The organism is Exiguobacterium sp. s143, assembly GCF_018618895.1.
GTDB classification, from domain to species: Bacteria; Bacillota; Bacilli; order Exiguobacteriales; family Exiguobacteriaceae; genus Exiguobacterium_A; species Exiguobacterium_A abrahamii.
In genome coordinates this window covers 1-18,424 of the sequence record NZ_JACSMX010000002.1, presented here as the reverse complement: position 1 = coordinate 18,424, position 18,424 = coordinate 1, and the positions used below count along the sequence as shown (strand labels likewise).

15 protein-coding genes, 15 tRNA genes and 1 rRNA gene are annotated in these 18,424 nt (G+C 46.8%); 5 read left to right on the top strand and 26 right to left on the bottom strand.

All coding sequences use genetic code 11. From position 1 onward, the window contains the following. Positions 1–150: 150 nt before the first annotated feature. The 3 genes from KNQ03_RS08385 to KNQ03_RS08375 all read left to right on the top strand — a co-directional run bounded on the left by KNQ03_RS08385 (position 151) and on the right by KNQ03_RS08375 (position 1,895). Positions 151–918, top strand: a complete 768-nt coding sequence (locus KNQ03_RS08385; protein WP_133207898.1) for a transporter substrate-binding domain-containing protein — start codon at positions 151–153, stop codon at positions 916–918. After that, entirely contained in the window at positions 915–1,565 is a 651-nt protein-coding gene (locus KNQ03_RS08380) for an amino acid ABC transporter permease (protein ID WP_023467332.1), read from the top strand. The genes KNQ03_RS08385 and KNQ03_RS08380 overlap by 4 nt, the downstream gene beginning before the upstream one ends. Positions 1,566–1,706: 141 nt before the next feature. Continuing rightward, positions 1,707–1,895, top strand: coding sequence for a hypothetical protein (locus KNQ03_RS08375; RefSeq protein ID WP_023467331.1), 189 nt, complete (start codon positions 1,707–1,709; stop codon positions 1,893–1,895). Between the two features lie 183 nt (positions 1,896–2,078). On the opposite strand, the gene KNQ03_RS08370 is transcribed toward KNQ03_RS08375, so the two are convergent. Beyond that, a complete protein-coding gene (locus tag KNQ03_RS08370) occupies positions 2,079–2,975 on the bottom strand; it encodes an aldo/keto reductase (RefSeq protein WP_058265034.1) in 897 nt (298 codons plus the stop codon). A 137-nt stretch (positions 2,976–3,112) separates the two neighbouring features. After that, positions 3,113–4,849: a phospho-sugar mutase gene (locus tag KNQ03_RS08365; RefSeq protein ID WP_149426894.1), complete on the bottom strand. Its 1,737-nt coding sequence runs from the start codon at positions 4,847–4,849 to the stop codon at positions 3,113–3,115. 92 nt (positions 4,850–4,941) lie between these two features. On the opposite strand from KNQ03_RS08365, the gene KNQ03_RS08360 reads away from it, so the two are divergent. Next, positions 4,942–5,760, top strand: coding sequence for a sulfurtransferase (locus tag KNQ03_RS08360; RefSeq protein WP_214724350.1), 819 nt, complete (start codon positions 4,942–4,944; stop codon positions 5,758–5,760). A gap of 41 nt (positions 5,761–5,801) precedes the next feature. Here KNQ03_RS08360 and KNQ03_RS08355 read toward each other — a convergent pair whose 3' ends face one another. Genes KNQ03_RS08355 through KNQ03_RS08340 form a run of 4 tightly spaced genes read right to left on the bottom strand, consistent with a single transcriptional unit; the run spans position 5,802 to position 11,994 of the window. Then, on the bottom strand, positions 5,802–8,225 hold the full coding sequence (locus KNQ03_RS08355; RefSeq protein ID WP_214724348.1) for a glycogen/starch/alpha-glucan phosphorylase: 2,424 nt from the start codon (positions 8,223–8,225) through the stop codon (positions 5,802–5,804). A 28-nt stretch (positions 8,226–8,253) separates the two neighbouring features. Beyond that, positions 8,254–9,705 carry a glycogen synthase GlgA gene (gene glgA, locus KNQ03_RS08350; RefSeq protein WP_214724346.1) on the bottom strand — a complete coding sequence of 484 codons (1,452 nt, stop codon included), beginning with the start codon at positions 9,703–9,705 and terminating at the stop codon, positions 8,254–8,256. 14 nt (positions 9,706–9,719) lie between these two features. Beyond that, positions 9,720–10,820 (bottom strand): glucose-1-phosphate adenylyltransferase subunit GlgD, encoded by a 1,101-nt coding sequence (gene glgD / locus KNQ03_RS08345; protein ID WP_023467325.1) that lies wholly within the window; start codon positions 10,818–10,820, stop codon positions 9,720–9,722. Positions 10,821–10,833: 13 nt separating this feature from the next. Continuing rightward, positions 10,834–11,994 carry a glucose-1-phosphate adenylyltransferase gene (locus KNQ03_RS08340; RefSeq protein WP_023467324.1) on the bottom strand — a complete coding sequence of 387 codons (1,161 nt, stop codon included), beginning with the start codon at positions 11,992–11,994 and terminating at the stop codon, positions 10,834–10,836. Between the two features lie 206 nt (positions 11,995–12,200). On the opposite strand from KNQ03_RS08340, the gene KNQ03_RS08335 reads away from it, so the two are divergent. Then, positions 12,201–13,976: a transglycosylase domain-containing protein gene (locus tag KNQ03_RS08335; RefSeq protein WP_214724344.1), complete on the top strand. Its 1,776-nt coding sequence runs from the start codon at positions 12,201–12,203 to the stop codon at positions 13,974–13,976. Between the two features lies 1 nt (position 13,977). Here the strand turns inward: KNQ03_RS08335 and KNQ03_RS08330 are convergent, their stop codons facing one another. The 20 genes from KNQ03_RS08330 to rrf all read right to left on the bottom strand — a co-directional run. Beyond that, a complete protein-coding gene (locus tag KNQ03_RS08330) occupies positions 13,978–14,544 on the bottom strand; it encodes a DUF5366 family protein (RefSeq protein WP_214724342.1) in 567 nt (188 codons plus the stop codon). Between the two features lie 238 nt (positions 14,545–14,782). Further along, positions 14,783–15,256 (bottom strand): tRNA (uridine(34)/cytosine(34)/5-carboxymethylaminomethyluridine(34)-2'-O)-methyltransferase TrmL, encoded by a 474-nt coding sequence (gene trmL, locus KNQ03_RS08325; protein ID WP_023467320.1) that lies wholly within the window; start codon positions 15,254–15,256, stop codon positions 14,783–14,785. Positions 15,257–15,259: 3 nt separating this feature from the next. After that, on the bottom strand, positions 15,260–15,739 hold the full coding sequence (locus tag KNQ03_RS17215) for a methylated-DNA--[protein]-cysteine S-methyltransferase (RefSeq protein WP_214724340.1): 480 nt from the start codon (positions 15,737–15,739) through the stop codon (positions 15,260–15,262). Continuing rightward, positions 15,714–16,874, bottom strand: coding sequence for a tRNA epoxyqueuosine(34) reductase QueG (gene queG, locus KNQ03_RS08315; RefSeq protein ID WP_214724339.1), 1,161 nt, complete (start codon positions 16,872–16,874; stop codon positions 15,714–15,716). Before queG ends, KNQ03_RS17215 begins: the two co-directional genes overlap by 26 nt. An 89-nt stretch (positions 16,875–16,963) precedes the next feature. Continuing rightward, positions 16,964–17,034, bottom strand: a tRNA-Gly gene (locus KNQ03_RS08310). A 38-nt stretch (positions 17,035–17,072) separates the two neighbouring features. After that, positions 17,073–17,143, bottom strand: a tRNA-Gly gene (locus KNQ03_RS08305). Positions 17,144–17,147: 4 nt separating this feature from the next. Further along, a tRNA-Leu gene (locus KNQ03_RS08300) sits at positions 17,148–17,228 on the bottom strand. 36 nt (positions 17,229–17,264) lie between these two features. After that, positions 17,265–17,338: transfer RNA gene (locus KNQ03_RS08295), tRNA-Cys, on the bottom strand. Positions 17,339–17,344: 6 nt separating this feature from the next. Next, positions 17,345–17,419 (bottom strand) — tRNA-Gly (locus KNQ03_RS08290). 8 nt (positions 17,420–17,427) lie between these two features. Beyond that, a tRNA-Gln gene (locus KNQ03_RS08285) sits at positions 17,428–17,499 on the bottom strand. Between the two features lie 10 nt (positions 17,500–17,509). Next, positions 17,510–17,582 (bottom strand) — tRNA-His (locus tag KNQ03_RS08280). A gap of 9 nt (positions 17,583–17,591) precedes the next feature. Continuing rightward, positions 17,592–17,662, bottom strand: a tRNA-Trp gene (locus KNQ03_RS08275). 4 nt (positions 17,663–17,666) lie between these two features. Continuing rightward, a tRNA-Tyr gene (locus tag KNQ03_RS08270) sits at positions 17,667–17,750 on the bottom strand. A gap of 31 nt (positions 17,751–17,781) precedes the next feature. Beyond that, a tRNA-Phe gene (locus KNQ03_RS08265) sits at positions 17,782–17,857 on the bottom strand. A gap of 7 nt (positions 17,858–17,864) precedes the next feature. Further along, a tRNA-Asp gene (locus tag KNQ03_RS08260) sits at positions 17,865–17,940 on the bottom strand. A gap of 8 nt (positions 17,941–17,948) precedes the next feature. Continuing rightward, positions 17,949–18,022: transfer RNA gene (locus KNQ03_RS08255), tRNA-Met, on the bottom strand. A 10-nt stretch (positions 18,023–18,032) separates the two neighbouring features. Continuing rightward, a tRNA-Glu gene (locus KNQ03_RS08250) sits at positions 18,033–18,107 on the bottom strand. Between the two features lie 21 nt (positions 18,108–18,128). Beyond that, positions 18,129–18,219, bottom strand: a tRNA-Ser gene (locus tag KNQ03_RS08245). Between the two features lie 26 nt (positions 18,220–18,245). Beyond that, a tRNA-Asn gene (locus KNQ03_RS08240) sits at positions 18,246–18,320 on the bottom strand. 6 nt (positions 18,321–18,326) lie between these two features. Further along, positions 18,327–18,424 (bottom strand): 5S ribosomal RNA (gene rrf / locus KNQ03_RS08235); the annotation flags it as partial.

The window sequence follows — 18,424 nt, the reverse complement described above, 5'->3', positions numbered from 1 at the left end:
CAGTTACGATGTTTCAGACTGTCCTTTTAAGGGCAGTCTTTTTTATTGACAGACGTTCCTGTAACTTTGTATGATACTGCTTGTAGCTTAAAATTAATCCTATTCGAAAACTAGGAATTGAAATCATTCATTTATAAAGGAGAGAGCGCTATGAAACACGGTTTGAAATTAGCTGTAGCAGCATTATCGACAGCGGGGGTGCTTGCAGCATGCGGCGCTTCGAACGACAACGCAGGTTCTGATAAAGAGTCAAAAGTCATTACAGTCGGTACAGAAGCAACGTACCCACCTTTCACGTATAAAGAAAAAGGAAAATTGACAGGTTATGACGTAGACGTCATGAACGAAGTCGCAAAACGCGCCGGCTATAAAGTCGATTACAAAGCGATGGACTTCAAAGGACTCATCCCAGCACTTGATTCAAAACGGATCGATGTCATCGCGAACCAAATGGGAATCACACCTGAGCGCCAAGAAAAATACGCTTTCTCTGATGCGTATACGGTCTCTGGTTCAACGATCATCGTCAACAATAAAACGAACGATATCAAAACACTCGATGACTTAAAAGGAAAGACAGTTGGTTCGACACAAGGTTCACTTTATGCAAAAACGGCTGAAGAAGCTGGCGCGAAAGTGAAATACTACAAAGGCGCGAACCAAGTCTTGAAAGATCTTGAAGCAGGTCGTGTTGATGCTGCTATGAACGATCGTCTCTTCGTCTTGACGGAGCTGAAAAAAGCAGGCTACAAAGTCAAAGCGGTCGGTGAAACATTCGACAAGAACGAATCAGGCTTCATGATGGCAAAAAACAGTAAGTATACAGAAGACTTCAATAAAGCACTCGCTGATATGCAAGAAGACGGCACTCTTGCAAAAATCGGTAAGAAGTATTTCAACGAGGATATCAGTAAGTGAGTGAATTACTGACGATCGTCCGGGATAACTCGGACGTCTACGCAAAGGCGATTGGTACGACCCTTCTTGCAAGTGGTCTCGCCATCGTCTTTGCGCTTATTCTCGGGTTGATTCTTGCCGTCATGCGTGATAGCCGTCTTGCCGTCTTTAGCGGTTTTGCACGTTTATACGTCTCCTTCTTCCGAGGAACACCATTGCTGTTACAAATCCTGATTTTATACAATGGTCTCGTTGTCCTTCAATTGACTGGATTCCAAGCTCTCGCCTTCGGCTTATCGCTTCACTTTTCTGCGTATATCTCGGAATCGTTCCGGGCTGCCATCTCCTCTGTCGATCGTGGACAATGGGAAGCCGCTGACTCGCTCGGTATTCCGCGCCGTAAGACATTCAAGGACGTCATCTTGCCACAAGCACTATCTCGGGCGATTCCCCCACTTTCGAACTCTGTCATCGATATCATCAAATCGACATCACTCGGTACGATTGTTGCTGTTGAGGAATTGACATACGTCTCTGACCAGATTTCAGCTACGACGTATCTTGTCATGCCGTTGCTTCTATTCTCAGCTGCGATTTACTGGATCATGTCAACACTCATTCAAAGTGTTCAGCATCGCTTAGAGGCACGATTCAGCATTCCAGAATGAATTTTCCACACTTGGAACCGTCAGGATTTCAAGTGTGTTTTTTTAGATTTTTTTAGGTTTAGCACTAGGCAATCCGGGAATAATCAAGTATACTAATAAAAATCAGAATTATCTGACAACTTACAAAGGAGCGTGGCCGAGATGAAACAAGTAATTGAAGCTTTCCGTAGACAAGATGCAGAGCAGCGAATTCCAGTGCTACGTCTCGAAATCGATTATGAGCTCAGTACGCTCTTCGATGCGATTCAAGCCAATGACCAAGCTGCCATGTCAGCAAGTAAAGATCGTTTAGATAAATACCGTCAGGAGATGCTTCGCTTAGAAGCTTAACCTCATAGATCCCCCATCTCTCCTCCCCCTTGAGATGGGGCTTTTTTTGTTTACTTTTTGACATATGTTCTATACGTAAGCGAAAGAAAGGATCGCTTCCGGATGATATATCGGAAACGATCCCCTCACTTTATTTCGCTAACGGACAATTTACGCATTGATCCGCTTCTATCTCAAAATCAATTAATCGACGTCACGACCACGTGATGCCTTCAAAATCTCAAACCACTGTTCGCGTGTCAACGACAATTTCGTCGAACGAACCGCAGATTCGATGCGTTCAATCTTACCAGAACCAACGATTGGCATGATACGTGCTGGATGTTTGAGCAACCATGCATATGCGACTTCGTCGATTTCTTCTGCCCCGATCGTCTCTGCGATCTCAGCTAATTTTTCGCGTAACGGAGCATATTGCTCGTCCTTGAAGAGACGACCGCCCGCAAGCGGACTCCATGCCATCAACGGCATCTCATTTTCATGACAGAGATCAACGGATCCGTCCTCGAAATGTTTCAGTTCCGAAACCGACAACTCGAGTTGGTTCGTCACGAGCATGAATGGTAAGCGCGACTGAATGAGACTTTGTTGCGCAGGTGTATGGTTCGAGAGACCGAATGTCCGTACCTTTCCTGCGTCCTTCAACTCTACGAACGCTTCAGCAATCTCGTTCGGGTCCATCAACGGATCTGGACGGTGAATCAACAACGTATCCACGTACTCGACACCGAGTTCTTGAAGAGAACGGTTGACTTGTTTGATGATATGCTCTTTCGTCGTATCGTAGAATGACAACGACTGATCCGAGAAATGATTCCCTTTCATCTTGATGCCCGTCTTCGTAACGATCTCCATTCGGTCACGTAACTCCGGTTTTAAAGCAAGCGCTTCTCCGAATAAGCGTTCATTCGTGTAATCGCCATAGATATCTGCGTGATCAAACGTCGTAATTCCTAAAGCAAGACATGCTTCGATCAATTCAAGCCGCTCTTCTTTCGTCATCTCCCATTCATTTAATCGCCATAAGCCGTGAATGATGCGTGAGAATGATAAATCTTCTGTTAGTTGAATCCGTTCCATCTATCTTCCACTCCCCTATCGTATAAACTCTATCTTGTTTACTGTACCCCAAAATGGTACCGGTTGCACGGATTTCACTTTTTGATGCTCTCAGACAAAAAACAGGACCCCGTCGATGACGTGATCCTGCATGGGACTTATTGAATTTGTTCGACTTCTTGCATGACTTCATCTTCGATTTGCTGACGTTTCCGTGTCGTCTCAGCAGCATCTGGTGACGTGACGCTGAAGTAGAATTTGATTTTTGGTTCCGTACCCGATGGACGAAGGCAGAACCATGATCCATCGCTAAGCGTAAACTTCAGTACGTTGGATTTTGGCAAGTTGATCGGTGAAGGTTGATGTGTCTTCAAATCGTGGGCGATGCTCGCATCATAGTCCTCGAATAAGACGACCTGTTCTCCAGCCACTTGTTTTGGCGGATTCTCACGGAACGTATCCATGATACGACCGATCTGTTCCACGCCATCCTTCCCTTTGAGTGTCAGAGAGCGGAGTGACTCTTCAAAGTACCCGAACTGCTCGTAAATCGCCTGTAATGCCTCATAGAGCGTCCGTCCTTCTTTCTTATGGTACGCAGCCATCTCAGCAGCTAACAAGCACGCTTGGACGGCATCCTTGTCTCGGCAGAAGTCACCGATAAGGTAACCATAGCTCTCCTCGTATCCGAAGAGATACTCATATTGACCCGATGCGTTGTATTGTTTGATTTTTTCCCCGATGAACTTAAAGCCTGTCAACGTGTTCTCGACATGAAGATCATAGTGACGTGCAATCAACGCGCCGAGTTCCGACGTAACGATCGTCTTCGCGACGAATCCGTTCGCTGGCAGTGTTCCTTGCGCCGCTTTTTGTGAAAGGATGTAGTCGAGCAATAACGCTCCCGTCTGATTCCCTGTCAGGACTGTCCATTCTCCGTCTGCATCACGTGTTGCGACTCCGACACGGTCAGCATCGGGATCCGTCGCAATCAAGATGTCGGCATCTGTCCGGTCACCATATTCGATCGCCAGTTTAAAGGCAGCATGTTCTTCCGGGTTCGGTGACGTCACGGTCGGGAACGCACCGTCTGGTTCTGCTTGCTCCTTAACGACTGTCACGTGTTCGAATCCATACCGTTTCAAGCCTTCTGTTACCGGCACAAGACCTGTTCCGTGAAGTGGTGTGAAGACGATTTTAAGTGGATCCGCTAATTCCGATTGAATCGAAGGTAAGACACGAATCGTTTGTAATTTTTCTTGATACGCCTCGTCGAGCTCTTCTCCGACACGGACGATCAAACCGTTCGCGCGAAGGACTTCTTCTTGCTCAAGTTCAATCGATAGCTCATCTTCGATTTGGCTGACGTACGAAACGAGTTCATCTGCTTCTTTTGGCGGAAGTTGTCCACCGTCATCCCCGTATACTTTATAACCATTGTACTCTGGTGGGTTGTGACTCGCCGTGATGACGATCCCGCCCGCCGCTTGTAAAGACCGAACCGCAAACGAAAGTTCCGGTGTCGGACGTAGACCGTCAAACAGATACGCTTTGATGCCGTTGCTTGCGAGCGTACGTGCCGCCTCTAGCGCAAATTCTGGTGAGAAATGGCGTGAATCGTGTGCGATGACGATTCCTTTTGCTGCCGCTTCTTCCCCCGACGCCTTAATGAATGCCGCGAACCCTTGTGATGCTTTTCGGACCGTATATACGTTCATCCGGTTCGTCCCGACACCGATTTCCCCACGCATACCACCTGTTCCGAACTCGAGTTCTTTATAGAATGCTTCTTCGGCTGCTTTTTCATCCGTTGCTAACGTGACTAACTCTTCTTTTAATGTACTGTCTAAATCAGCGAACTGATCCCATTTTTGGTAGGTTTCTTTCCATGACATGGTAAATCGACTCCTTTTTGAATGAGGGTAAGACTTGCGATGATGCGATACCTTTCATATGATTAACACTAGAAAGGGTAAGGTGATGAGGCATGTTTCCTACGATTCAAATGGCAGATCTTCAACAGCTCGTCCGAACGGATCAGATTCGCTGGTTTGACTGCCGATATGACTTGCAACAACCTGAATATGGACGAAATGCTTTCTTGGAACAACACGTCGAAGGTGCACAGCACCTGGATTTAACAACTGACCTTTCCGGTCCCATCGATGAGGTCGGCGGTCGGCATCCGCTTCCTACAAAAGAAGCGTGGCAACACACACTGGAACAGCATGGTGTGACACCAGAAGACTTCGTCGTCTTGTATGACGATGGTTTTCCGTATGCCGCTCGTGCGTGGTGGTTATTTAAATGGATCGGACATGAGCGTGTCGTCGTCCTTGAGGGCGGATTCTCCTCTTACCTAGCGTTCGATCTTCCGGTCACGGACGACGTTCCTACTTATGAACCTTCTCATTACGCGCCTCGTTTTCAAGATGAGATGCTCGTCTCGTTCGAAGAGCTGAAAGATCAGCTGACAGAAACGATGGTCATCGATTCCCGTGCGCCCGATCGATACCGTGGAGAAATCGAACCACTCGATCACGTCGCCGGCCACATTCCAGGTGCCGTGAATTGTTTCTTCGAACAAGCACTCTCACCAGATGGTCGCTTACGGGACGCGGAAGATTTGAAAGAATTGTACGCCGACATCCTACCGGTCACAGCACCTATCCTCTATTGTGGAAGTGGTGTGACAGCGTGTGTCAATGTCATCGCTCTCCATTCACTCGGGAAAACCGATGTCCGGCTTTATGCCGGCTCTTATAGTGATTGGGTCAGTCGTGGTGAAGATGTCTCCCGTTCGTAAGCATCAGACACTGACAGAAACATCTGTCAGTGTCTTTTTGTTCAGAGTTGAATCGGTTTGATGTTCCAGATCGCATTCGCATACTCTTTAATCGTTCGATCACTTGAGAACACACCTGACCGCGCAATATTAAGAATGACGCGTTTATACCATTCTTCTGGTTGCTGATACATCCGATCAATTCGTTCCTGCGCTTGTTGATACGACATGAAGTCTTTCAGGATCAGATACTCATCATTATACGTCAATAATGAATCGTAAATCGCTTGGAATTCACCTGGAGCAAATAAGGTTCCATCAACGAGACTATCAATAATCCGTCGTAACTCGGGTTGGGCATTGTATTGATCGTATGCACTGTAACCACCGTACTGCTTATAATTCATGACTTCTTGCGGTGTTAAGCCGAAGATGAAGATGTTCGCATCCCCGACCTCGTCTCGAATTTCGATGTTCGCTCCGTCGAGCGTTCCGATTGTCAGTGCACCATTCATCATGAACTTCATGTTGCCGGTTCCAGAGGCTTCATAACTTGCAGTCGAAATCTGTTCACTGACGTCACTTGCCGGGAAGATTTTCTCAGCAAGCGATACACGATAGTTTTCTAGGAAAACGACTTTCAAGTACGGACTGACGTCTGGATCATCGTTAATCAAGCGTGCCAATGCATTAATGTAACGAATGACTTCTTTTGCATAATGATAGCCTGGCGCCGCCTTTGCACCAAAGATGAATGTCCGCGGTGTCATCGTGAAGGAACGGTCTTCCTTCAGACGATAGTAGAGCGAATGAATGTGTAATGCATTCAAGAGTTGACGTTTGTACGCATGCAATCGCTTGACTTGAACATCAAAAATCGAGGTTGGGTCCACGACGATACCGGTTTCTTTTTCAATGAGCAACGCTAATTCTTCTTTACGCTGAAGTTTGATCTCGGCGATGTCCTTCTGTAATGCTGAATCCTCTGCCCATTTCGTCAACTTTTGCAAATCGGATGGATGCTGAATCCAACTATCCCCGATTGCTTCTGTCACACGATTTGCCAGTGCTGGATTCGATGAGAGGAACCAGCGACGATGTGTAATTCCGTTCGTCTTATTATTAAAGCGAAGCGGAAACATCTCATAAAATAGTCGCATCTCGCGCTGCTTCAGAATCTCAGTATGAATCTGAGCGACACCATTCGTCGAATGCGTGCCGACGACAGCCAGATTCGCCATGTTGATCCGGTTATCCGCGATGATGGCGATATCTCGCATATGCGCTTCCATGTGTGGATAGTTTGCAAGCACATCCTTACAGAAGCGTCGGTTGATTTCCTCGATAATGAGGTAGATGCGCGGTAACAAGCGACGGAACAAATCGATCGGCCAGCGCTCGAGTGCTTCTGACAGTAACGTGTGGTTCGTAAACGACATGACACTCTTCGTGATGCGCCATGCTTCTTCCCATCCAAATCCTTCTTCATCGACAAGAATCCGCATCAACTCCGGAATCGCGACGACCGGATGTGTATCGTTGATATGGATAGCGATATGGTTGCCGAGTTGCTTCAATGAATGATTTCGCTTTTTAAAGGACGTCAAGATACTCCGTAATCCGGCAGAGACAAAGAAGTATTGTTGCTTCAAACGCAACTCTTTTCCTTCATACGTCGTATCATCCGGATACAGAAACTCTGAAATCGTCTGAATCGATTGTTTATGTGCCAGTAAATCTTTATAGTTCCCACGGTATTGGCTAAGTAATTCATCATCATCAAGTGGAGACTCAGCACTCCAGAGTCGCAGGTTATTGACGACCTTGTTTTGATAGCCGACGATCGGCATATCGTACGGAACAGCACGGACGATTTCAGCCGGCTCATGATGGACACGATATCCATCACCGACTTCTTCGAGCCAGACATGTCCACCGAATGGAACATCGACCGCTTTATCAGAACGTCTGATTTCCCACATGTTCCCGTTCTTCAGCCAGTTATCCGGTAACTCGACTTGATAACCATCAATGATTTTTTGCTTAAACAGACCGTACTGATACCGGATTCCGTTCCCGTGTCCAGGAAGACCGAGCGCAGCAAGGGAATCAAGGAAACACGCCGCGAGACGTCCGAGACCCCCGTTCCCAAGTCCAGGTTCCGGCTCTTCTTCCGTCAAATCACTGAGCTGATATCCGAGTTCTTCAAGTCCCCGCTCGACATCCTTTAAGACATCAAGACTCAATAGATTGTTATGCAGGAAACGTCCGAGTAAAAACTCGAGTGAGAAGTAATAGACTTGCTTACTTTTTTTATGGATATATGTTTCCTTCGTCCGTAACCAATCGGTCGTGACCGTCTCGCGTACCAGATAGGCAAGTGTCTGATAAATATCGTTTTCTGTTGCTTCCGTTATGGCTTTACCATGCATCGAAACGAATCGTTCCGTAAACCTCTCCTTGAACTTCTCTTTATCTTTGAACATGACGTAACCCCTTTTCCCAGTGATACGATCAAGTGGCGGACGGTGCAATCAATTGGTATAACGCCAAGTATTCGTCGGCTGAACGCAACCAACTGAAGTCTTCATTCATCGCCGTCTCAATCAAGTGCTCAAAGACCGGTCGATCATGATAAACCTCAATCGTACGTTTAATCGCTTCTAAAAACTCATGTGCATTATAATTCGCGAACGAGAATCCATTTCCTTCTAATGTGAACTGGTTGAACGGTTTGACCGTATCACGGAGTCCACCTGTTTCCCGAACGACCGGTAAACAGCCATACTTCATCGAAATCAACTGACTAAGACCACACGGTTCAAAACGCGACGGCATCAAGAAGGCGTCACTCCCCGCATAGATCCGTTGCGCGAGACCAACGTCGAATCCAATATAAGAAGCGATTTTGTCTGGACGAATCGATGTCGCATGATGGAACAATCCTTCATATTCCGCTTCACCCGATCCGAGAATGATGAACTGGGCATCGAGTTCGAATAAGTCTGGCAAGATATGCGCGAGTAAATCGATTCCCTTTTGGTCAACGAGACGAGACACGAAACCGAACAATGGTACGTCCGGATTAATCGGGAGACCTAGTTCCTCTTGTAAAGCCGCCTTGTTTTTTGCTTTTCCTTCCGTGACGGTATCAACGGAATACGTCTCAACGAGATGCGTATCATGCGCAGGATCAAATTGACGATAGTCGATCCCGTTCAAGATGCCACGCACGTCGACAGCGCGATGTTGCAAGACCGGCTCAAGTGTCTCACCGTAATACGGATCCATGATTTCATCACGGTACGATGGACTGACTGTCGTGATTTGATTGGAGTGGACGAGTCCTGCCTTCATGTAATTGACGAGCCCGTTATGAGCAATCCCATCCGCTGTGAAATGTTCATGACTCAAACCAAGTAAGTCACCAAGCACTTCTTCCGGGAAGACACCTTGGTATTGTAGATTGTGAATCGTAAAGACCGTTTTAATGTCTTGATAGCGCTCGAGATGTTGATAATGAATGCGTAAGAACGCTGGAATCACACCTGTTTGCCAATCGTGACAATGGATGACGTCCGGTACTTCCTTTCGATCCAAATGTTGAATCATCTCAAGGACAGCACGTGAGAAATACGCAAACCGTTCGGCATCATCATAATGTCCATAAATGACGCCATCCCGTTTGAAGTAGTACTCATTATCGATGAAATAGAACGTCACACCATCTTGTTTCAATCGGAGGACAGCACCGAATTGCTGGCGCCAACCGACTGGCACGATGAAGTCGAACAAGAACTCCATCTCTGATTTGTATTGTTCCTTGATTTGACCATAATTGGGTAAGACGACCGAAACGTCTGCCCCTTCCTCAGCAAGCGCTAAGGGGAGCGAGCCGACGACGTCAGCTAGCCCCCCTGTCTTGATGAAGGGTGTCGCTTCCGTGGCAGCAAACCATACCTTCATGAATGACATCTCCTTTAAACGATTGTTTGTTTTTTGATGACGATTGGTTCTTCTGCCGTTCCGCGGATGACTTGACCGCGTTTGACGGTGACTTCTTTATCGAGAATCGCGTACTCAACGACCGCGCCTTCTTCAATGACTGATTTTTGCATGATGATCGAATTCTTGACACGAGCGTGTTTACCGACTTTGACACCACGGAACAAGATGCTGTCCGTCGTCGTTCCTTCTAATTTACAGCCGTTCGCGACAAGTGAGTTCTTGATGTCAGAACCCGGTAGATAACGTGTCGGTGGCTCATGCTTGATTTTCGTATAGACGTGCTGGAAGTCATTGATTGCTCCCCATTGTTCAAGCAACAGCATGCTCTCACGATAGTATGAACGAAGCGAGTGAATGACTTGTGATGTACCACTGTACTCATAACCGTGCACGTGTAGACGGTTCAATTGTGAACGAATGATACTCTGAAGTAAATCGTACTCACCACGAGCAATCGCTTCATCAATTAAACGAACAAAGAGATTTTTCGATAGAACGACCGTCTCCATGTAGAACGTCTCATCCGTCGGCTGGAATCCGCGTGATCCAATCGCTGTCACGCGATTCTGTTCACCAAAACGGATCGGGCGGCAGTATTTACAAGGTAGCTCACGCTTCGTATAGACGACCGTAATATCCGCATTCGATTCTTTATGTTCACGTAATACATCGCGATAATCCACCGCGGATAAGATGTTTGAACCAGAGACGACGACATAGTTTTCCTTACTGCGAAGGAAAAAATCACGGTGAAGGTGGAAGTTCGATAGATCCCCACGGAACTCGTTCGCATCTTGTGACAATGCAGGTGGGAAGATATAGAGTCCACCGTTTGAACGGTCAAGATCCCACTCTTTACCAGATCCAAGATGGTCCATCATGCCCCGATATTTCTCGAGCGTAAAAATCCCGATGTTCGCGATATCGTTTTGTACCATGTTCGTTAATGTAAAATCGATCAACCGATAACGCCCTGCAAATGGAACTGCCGCTAAGTTACGATGCTCCGTCAATTCCTTGAAAAAGCCTTCTTCCCCACTCAGATTGATGACACCTAATAAATCGACCTTCATTCGAATATCCCCCTTATTGAATCGCTTCTTTGATGACTTCGTTCTTCTTGACGATACTGTCTGCTTCGATGACGAAAACTTCTCCGTCTGGAGAACCAATCGTTGCACCATCTTCTACGATTACGCCATCTGCTAAGATCGCCCGGTGAATCGTGACGTCTCGTCCGATTTTGACGTTCGGGAAGATGACCGAGTCTTTGACGAGTGATCCTTCTGCTACATCGACACCGTAGAAGAGAACCGAATGATTGATTTCTCCTTCGATGTGGCATCCTTCGTTGATGATCGATGTCTCGACTGTCGCAGCGTTTCCAATGTATTGTGGTTGCTGATTCGGGTTGACCGAATGTACTTTCCATGACGGTTCATACAAATCGAATTCAGGCTCTGCCGTCAATAGATCCATGTTCGCTTCCCAAAGGGATTGAATCGTCCCGACGTCTTTCCAGTATCCTTTGAATTTATACGCACGGATATTGAGATTTTCAAAAAGCATGTTCGGGATGATATTTTTACCGAAGTCAAAGCTTGATTCCGCATCGCCGGCATCTTGAATCAAGTGGCGTTTTAAGATATCCCAGTTAAAGACATAAATCCCCATCGATGCAAGATTTGATTTCGGATTTTTTGGTTTTTCTTCGAATTCATTGATTCGTAAGTCATCGTCCGTATTGAGGATACCAAATCGCGGTGCCTCGTCCCATGGTACTTCACGTACGGAAATCGTGACATCAGAACCTGTCACACGGTGTTCCTCAATCATCTTTTCGTAGTCCATTTTATAAATATGGTCGCCTGATAGAACAAGAACATATTCAGGGTCAAATTGATTGATATAACTCATATTTCGATAAATAGCATTTGCTGTGCCCTCATACCAGTTTTTGCCGTTCTGTGCTTGGTATGGTGGAAGAATCGTTAATCCGCCATTACGGCGATCCAAATCCCATGGACTTCCAATGCCAAGGTATCGATTCAACTCTAATGGTTCGTATTGCGTCAACACGCCAACTGTATCGATTCCTGAGTTCGTACAGTTCGAAAGTGGGAAATCAATGATCCGGTATTTTCCTCCAAATGCAACAGCTGGTTTCGCAGTGTGTTTCGTCAAAGCTCCCAGACGTTTCCCTTCTCCGCCTGCAAGTAACATCGCAACGACATTCTTTTTAGCCATTTCGTCCCCTCCATTTATGCTCTTTTTTTACAGATGACTCGCGTTCTAAAATCCACAGATACTTCTATATACCCAATCTTTTCTCTTTTTAATATAACATTCCTGCAAAATAGGTTTATTAAAATACAAAAATCGAAAAAAAATCTATTGATTTCTCCATAAAAGACCGATAATAGGAATGAAATGACTTTTTGAAAGGAGTTCTCATGCGAATTACGACAGGATATCTCGTCTTACTTGGTCTTGCGACGATGCTTCTATTTTCCTTATTTTCAATAAAAGATGAGTTGAAAACAGCACGTACACTTTTTTTCTGGGCCGATGAACAGACGACGCGACATCCACTGACCTCCTATCAACCAATCACCGTAACCTATGAAAACAAACGGGTCGAGCTCTATGACGGATTGCGACGGGATGATCTAACTCCTCGAACATTGCCGAAAAAAGTCGAGCAAGCGTTTGTTGCCATCGAAGATCAGCGTTTCTATCAACATGACGGATATGACATCACAGGAATCTTACGCGCGTTTACGAAAAACCAGTCTGATTCTAAATCTCAAGGTGGCAGTACGATCACACAACAACTAGCAAGAATGACATATCTAACAAACGAAAAAACATATACTAGAAAAATAAAAGAGTTGTTAATTGCTGTGTCTTTGGAGCAAAAATATTCGAAAAAAGAACTGATGACAGCGTATGTCAATCAAGCCTATTTCGCGAATAATATTTATGGCATCGAACTTGCCGCAAAATCCTATTTCAATAAGCCGGCACGTGAGTTGAGTTGGTCTGAAATCAGTTTTCTGACAGCAATTCCGAATAATCCTTCTCTTTATGACCCGCTGCGCTTTCCTGAAAACACAAAAAAACGTCAGCAACGAATCGTTCAAGCGTTAATACGCGATCGTGTACTGACGAAAGATTTTGCTATTTCTCGTGTGTCGCCTCGATCCTATAAACCGAGTGTCCCTTATCCGGACTATATCGATGCCACCGTTCAAGCTGCCGTTCGGATGACCGCTCAAAAAAAGGGTTGGAGTGAGAAGCATGCTGCAGAATATCTGCATCAACAAGGTGCGGTCATCTCGACATATCTCGACTCAGCAGAACAACGACGGGCTAAGGAAGCTCTTCGCAATCTACCCAACCCGATTGAGGGGGCTTATGTTGGCATCGACGGACAAACACACGGAGTCACAGCTCTTGTCGGCTACAAATCGAATTTGACAGGTCAGTTCAACCGAGCAGTGCAGTCGTACCGACAACCTGGTTCAGCCATCAAACCGTTACTTGTCTACGGTCCTTACCTTGAGAAGACGAAAGCCCGCTTGTCGAGCACGTTAGACGGTAGTCCCGTCTGTATCGATGGATACTGTCCGTCAAATAGCGGAAATCGAATTCTCGGACAAGTAACAATTGCCGATGCGATCGCTTACTCCTATAACACACCAGCAATTCGAGCATTTGCTGTCTCTTTCCGGGAAGGATTGAAGTCCATCCGTCCATTCCAGTTTAGCCAATGGACACGTGAGGATGATGCCTTTACAAGTGCCCTAGGTGGGTTGCAATACGGGATCAGTCCATATGAACTGACGAACGCTTATTCCGTATTCGTCAATGACGGGATCTATCGACCGGCATCGATGATCAAAAGTATTACGCTTAAAAATGGAATGGTCGAACGACCACAAGAAAAAGAACAACGGATTTGGTCCAGTCAGACGAACCGGGAATTACGGGCTGGTTTAAAGAATGTCATGACGTATGGAACGGGACGCAAAGGATATGATTCCTCTACGCGCTATATCGGAGGAAAAACAGGAACGACGAACGATAACAAAGACATGTGGTTCGTCGGTATTAAAAATCAACATATCGGAGGGATTTGGCTAGGGGCAGATCGCCCGCGTCCCTTCCCTGTTGAGGCGAATGCAACGTTACAAGTCCAGACGTGGGCGACGATTTTACGTCCTTAAGTCAACTCGGAAATAAAATCGCTTCCCCGAACGAATTGAATAAAGTCAGACCGACCCACGATAGACCAGCAAGCAGAACACCCCAGGCTAAGAAAGAAAAGATAATCAAACCGACGGCTCCTGCTGCACTCGTCATTTTACTAATTTGTACCGTGTAAAAGATAAAATAGATGAAAAAAGACACAAGCAACACGATTCCGACATGCAAGAAGGACGTCATGAAGGCGAAGCTGACACAACCTCCGATAAGTAGCAGAATACTTCCCGGACGTAACATGCTGAGTGTCGTTCCCTCTTGTTCCTTGATGAAAAAGGCGAAACCGAGCTGATTGATCGTATCCGATAATAATTTCAATGAACTGAAAATCATGAAGTAAACGATCAAAAAGCCAAGCCAAACGACAAGCTTCGTATCGCGTGCCGTCAAGAGTTGTAACAATTCATCGTACACACCAACTTGATCGAGCCAATGTAATGCGAGTTCCGTCGTTGCAATCGCAAGGGACGTACTAAATAACAAGATGCTGATCAGCGGAGCATAACTTAATAGGTAAACGTTCGTACGCATGTGGAGTCTCCATTCATAGAAAATTCATATGTAGCACACAATTTCACTTACAGGTATACTATAATAGATTATATCGGTTCAAGAGACTGAAGGGGGAAACAAAAATGGCATTTATCTTAATGGTCGGCGTAAGTCTTGCGTTTTTGACAGCAATCTTCACTGCAGGCTACAACAAAAAACCTGAAGGTAACGAATAATTCATAAAAGCTCCATCCTGATTCAGGATGGAGCTTTTGCTTTATAGAAGACCTGCGTATCCTTGCTGACGCAATGCTTCATAGACGATGATCGCTGCCGTGTTCGAGACGTTCAGTGAACGAACGAGATTCGATTGGGGTAGACGGATACAACGCTCTGCGTTCGCATCGATGACTTCAAGCGGCAATCCTTTTGTTTCCCGACCAAAGACAAAGAAATAATCCTGTTCGACATCCGATAAGTCGATCTGGCTCGGGTACTGTTCTCCATATTTCGTAATATAGTAGAAAATACCTTCCGGATGCTTCTCCCACAGTTCTTCTAACGAATCATGATAACGGACATCGACGAATTCCCAGTAATCGAGACCCGCACGTTTAAGTTGCTTATCGTCCGTCGAGAAGCCGAGCGGTCGGATCAAGTGAAGGACGGAATGCGTCGCTGCACATGTGCGTGAAATATTTCCTGTATTTTGAGGAATCTCCGGTTGATACATAACGACATGAATAGCCATGGTTCAATTCTCTCCTATCTCATGCGCTAAAAGCGCTTCTTTATGGGCAATCCCACTTGCAAAACCCGTCAGTTTACCAGTCGCCCCTATGACACGGTGACACGGATAAATTAACGCGATCGGATTTCGGTTCAAGGCACCACCAACGGCTCGTGCTGCCTTTGGTTTCCCGATCATTCGAGTCAGTTCACCGTAACTGATCGTCTGACCAAACGGAACGGTTCGTAAAGCGTGCAACACTTGCTCCGCAAACGGTGTGACACGCAACTGACAAGGAAGTGCATCAAGCGCTTGTCGATCGCCTCCTGCATAACGATCAAACGCCATGCGCCAAGCTTTCGGTAATTCACCGTCGTCGGTTTCTTCTTGCAAATAGGTTCGAGCACGCTCTTCATTCAATCCAAAATCGAGATACACGATGTGCTCTTTTTCCCATGCGACGAGCAATGTACCAAACTCATAAGTGAGCTGTTGAAATGGCATCTGCTTCCCCCCACTCCTCAAGTAACCGTTGTCCTTCTGTCTGCACATCCACTGCAGTATCGGCTAAAAGACGTGATTCGATATATGACTTTTCTTCAATTCCACCAATTCGACCGACTGCCCAGAGTGCAAGCGCCCGCATGTCTTCCCGGGCATCCGTTTCTGTCATTAACCGTAGCGCCTCAATCGCGCTCTTGTCTCGATAATGGACGAGCGCACAAATCGCATTACGCTGAATCGGCTTTTTTCCACGCCATGCGCCAGACAACGTACCGAACCGGCTCTTGAACTCACGGTTACTCATGGATAAGAGTGGAACTAAGAGCGGTTTGACTTGTTCTGGATCCGGCTGCAGTTCAGCGTGATGTGTCGCATTCTTCTTCCGGTTATACGGACATACTTGCTGACACGTATCACAACCGTATAGACGGTTCCCAAGCGCCATTCGGAATGGTTCTGGTAGTAATGTTTTCGTCTGCGTCAAAAACGAGATACACCGTTTAGCGTCGATGACGCCAGGTTCAACAAGCGCATCCGTCGGACAAGCGTCGATACACTTATTGCATGTCCCGCATAATTCTTCGACTGGCTGGTCCGGCGGTAGGACGATATCTGTAATCAGTTCACCAAGATAGAGATAGGATCCGTGCTCCTCACTGATGATCGAGCAGTTTTTCCCACTGAATCCGATACCTGCTCGTTCTGCTACTGCACGATCGACGAGTTCTCCTGTATCGACCATCGAGCGCGTCCTTGCACCTGGACTCAATTCTTGAATTTTTTCTTCAAGTAACGTCAAGCGTTGTCGCAACGCCTGGTGATAATCCAGTCCCCAGGACGATCGACAAAAGATTCCCCGTCGCTCCCCTTCCTTGCCACGAGGTGCACTTTTGAGAGTACTTGGATACGCGACCGCAATGGCAATGATCGAAGCGGCATCTTCAACGAGTAGAGACGGTGTCGTTCGAAGATCGAGATCGGGCTCTTCAAAACCAGAAGCGAATCCTTTTTCTTGTTGCGCTTGCAGGCGACGTTTTAAGACAAGAAATGGATCAGCCGTCGTCACCTTCAATTCATCAATCCCAATCTCTGCTGCGTACTCTTGTAAAGCCAATTTCAATTGCACACCATCCATCACGATCTACTCCTTTCCTCGTTAAAATCCCGTTCCTAAACAAAAAGAGCAAGGTGTCAGCGAAAACGACACATTGCTCTTTTTTAGTAAGCGGGTGAAGGGAATCGAACCCTCGTCATCAGCTTGGAAGGCTGAGGTTTTACCATTAAACTACACCCGCATGATCAGGTGAAACATCAGATTGTGTAAAAAGTATAAAGCGGGTGAAGGGAATCGAACCCTCGTCATCAGCTTGGAAGGCTGAGGTTTTACCATTAAACTACACCCGCAAGATACCGGTGGTCGGAATCGAACCGACACTCCAAAGGAACACGATTTTGAGTCGTGCGCGTCTACCAGTTCCGCCACACCGGCACAATCTCTTGCAAAACTATTTAATTGAGAAATAGTTGGAGGCGCCAGTCAGAATCGAACTGACGATAAAGGAGTTGCAGTCCTCTGCCTTACCACTTGGCTATGGCGCCACTCATTGGAGCGGAAGACGGGATTCGAACCCGCGACCCCGACCTTGGCAAGGTCGTATTCTACCACTGAACTACTTCCGCTTGAAAAGCTGGGCTGGAAGGGATCGAACCTTCGCGTGCTGGAATCAAAATCCAGTGCCTTACCACTTGGCTACAGCCCAATAATAAGAGGGCGACTGATGGGAATTGAACCCACGAATGCCGGAATCACAATCCGGTGCGTTAACCACTTCGCCACAATCGCCATGGTAAACAGGGGCAGCAGGAATCGAACCCGCGCTGACGGTTTTGGAGACCGTAGTTCTACCGCTAAACTATGCCCCTATGGTGGTGGGGGGGGGCGGATTCGAACCGCCGAACCCGAGGGAGCGGATTTACAGTCCGCCGCGTTTAGCCACTTCGCTACCCCCCCACAAATGGGAAAATCATGTTGTTAATAAAGATGGTGGCTTTGGACGGAATCGAACCGCCGACACAAGGATTTTCAGTCCTTTGCTCTACCAACTGAGCTACAAAGCCTTAACAATGGCGGTCCTGACGGGATTCGAACCCGCGATCTCCTGCGTGACAGGCAGGCATGTTAACCGCTACACCACAGGACCGTATGTAATTGCGGGGGCCGGATTTGAACCGACGACCTTTGGGTTATGAGCCCAACGAGCTACCAGACTGCTCCACCCCGCGACGCTATAAATGGTGACCCGTACGGGATTCGAACCCGTGTTACCGCCGTGAAAGGGCGGTGTCTTAACCGCTTGACCAACGGGCCATTATGAATTGAAAGTGATGATGGCGGAGAGCAAGGGATTCGAACCCTTGAGACGCTTTTGACGCCTACACGATTTCCAATCGTGCTCCTTCGGCCACTCGGACAGCTCTCCATTGTACGTGGTGAAGAAGTAATAAATGGCTCCGCAAGTAGGATTTGAACCTACGACCTACCGGTTAACAGCCGGTTGCTCTACCGCTGAGCTATTGCGGAACGATCGCCTGGCAGCGTCCTATCCTCACAGGGGGAAGCCCCCAACTACTTTCGGCGTTCAAGTGCTTAACTTCCGTGTTCGGCATGGGAACGGGTGTGACCAC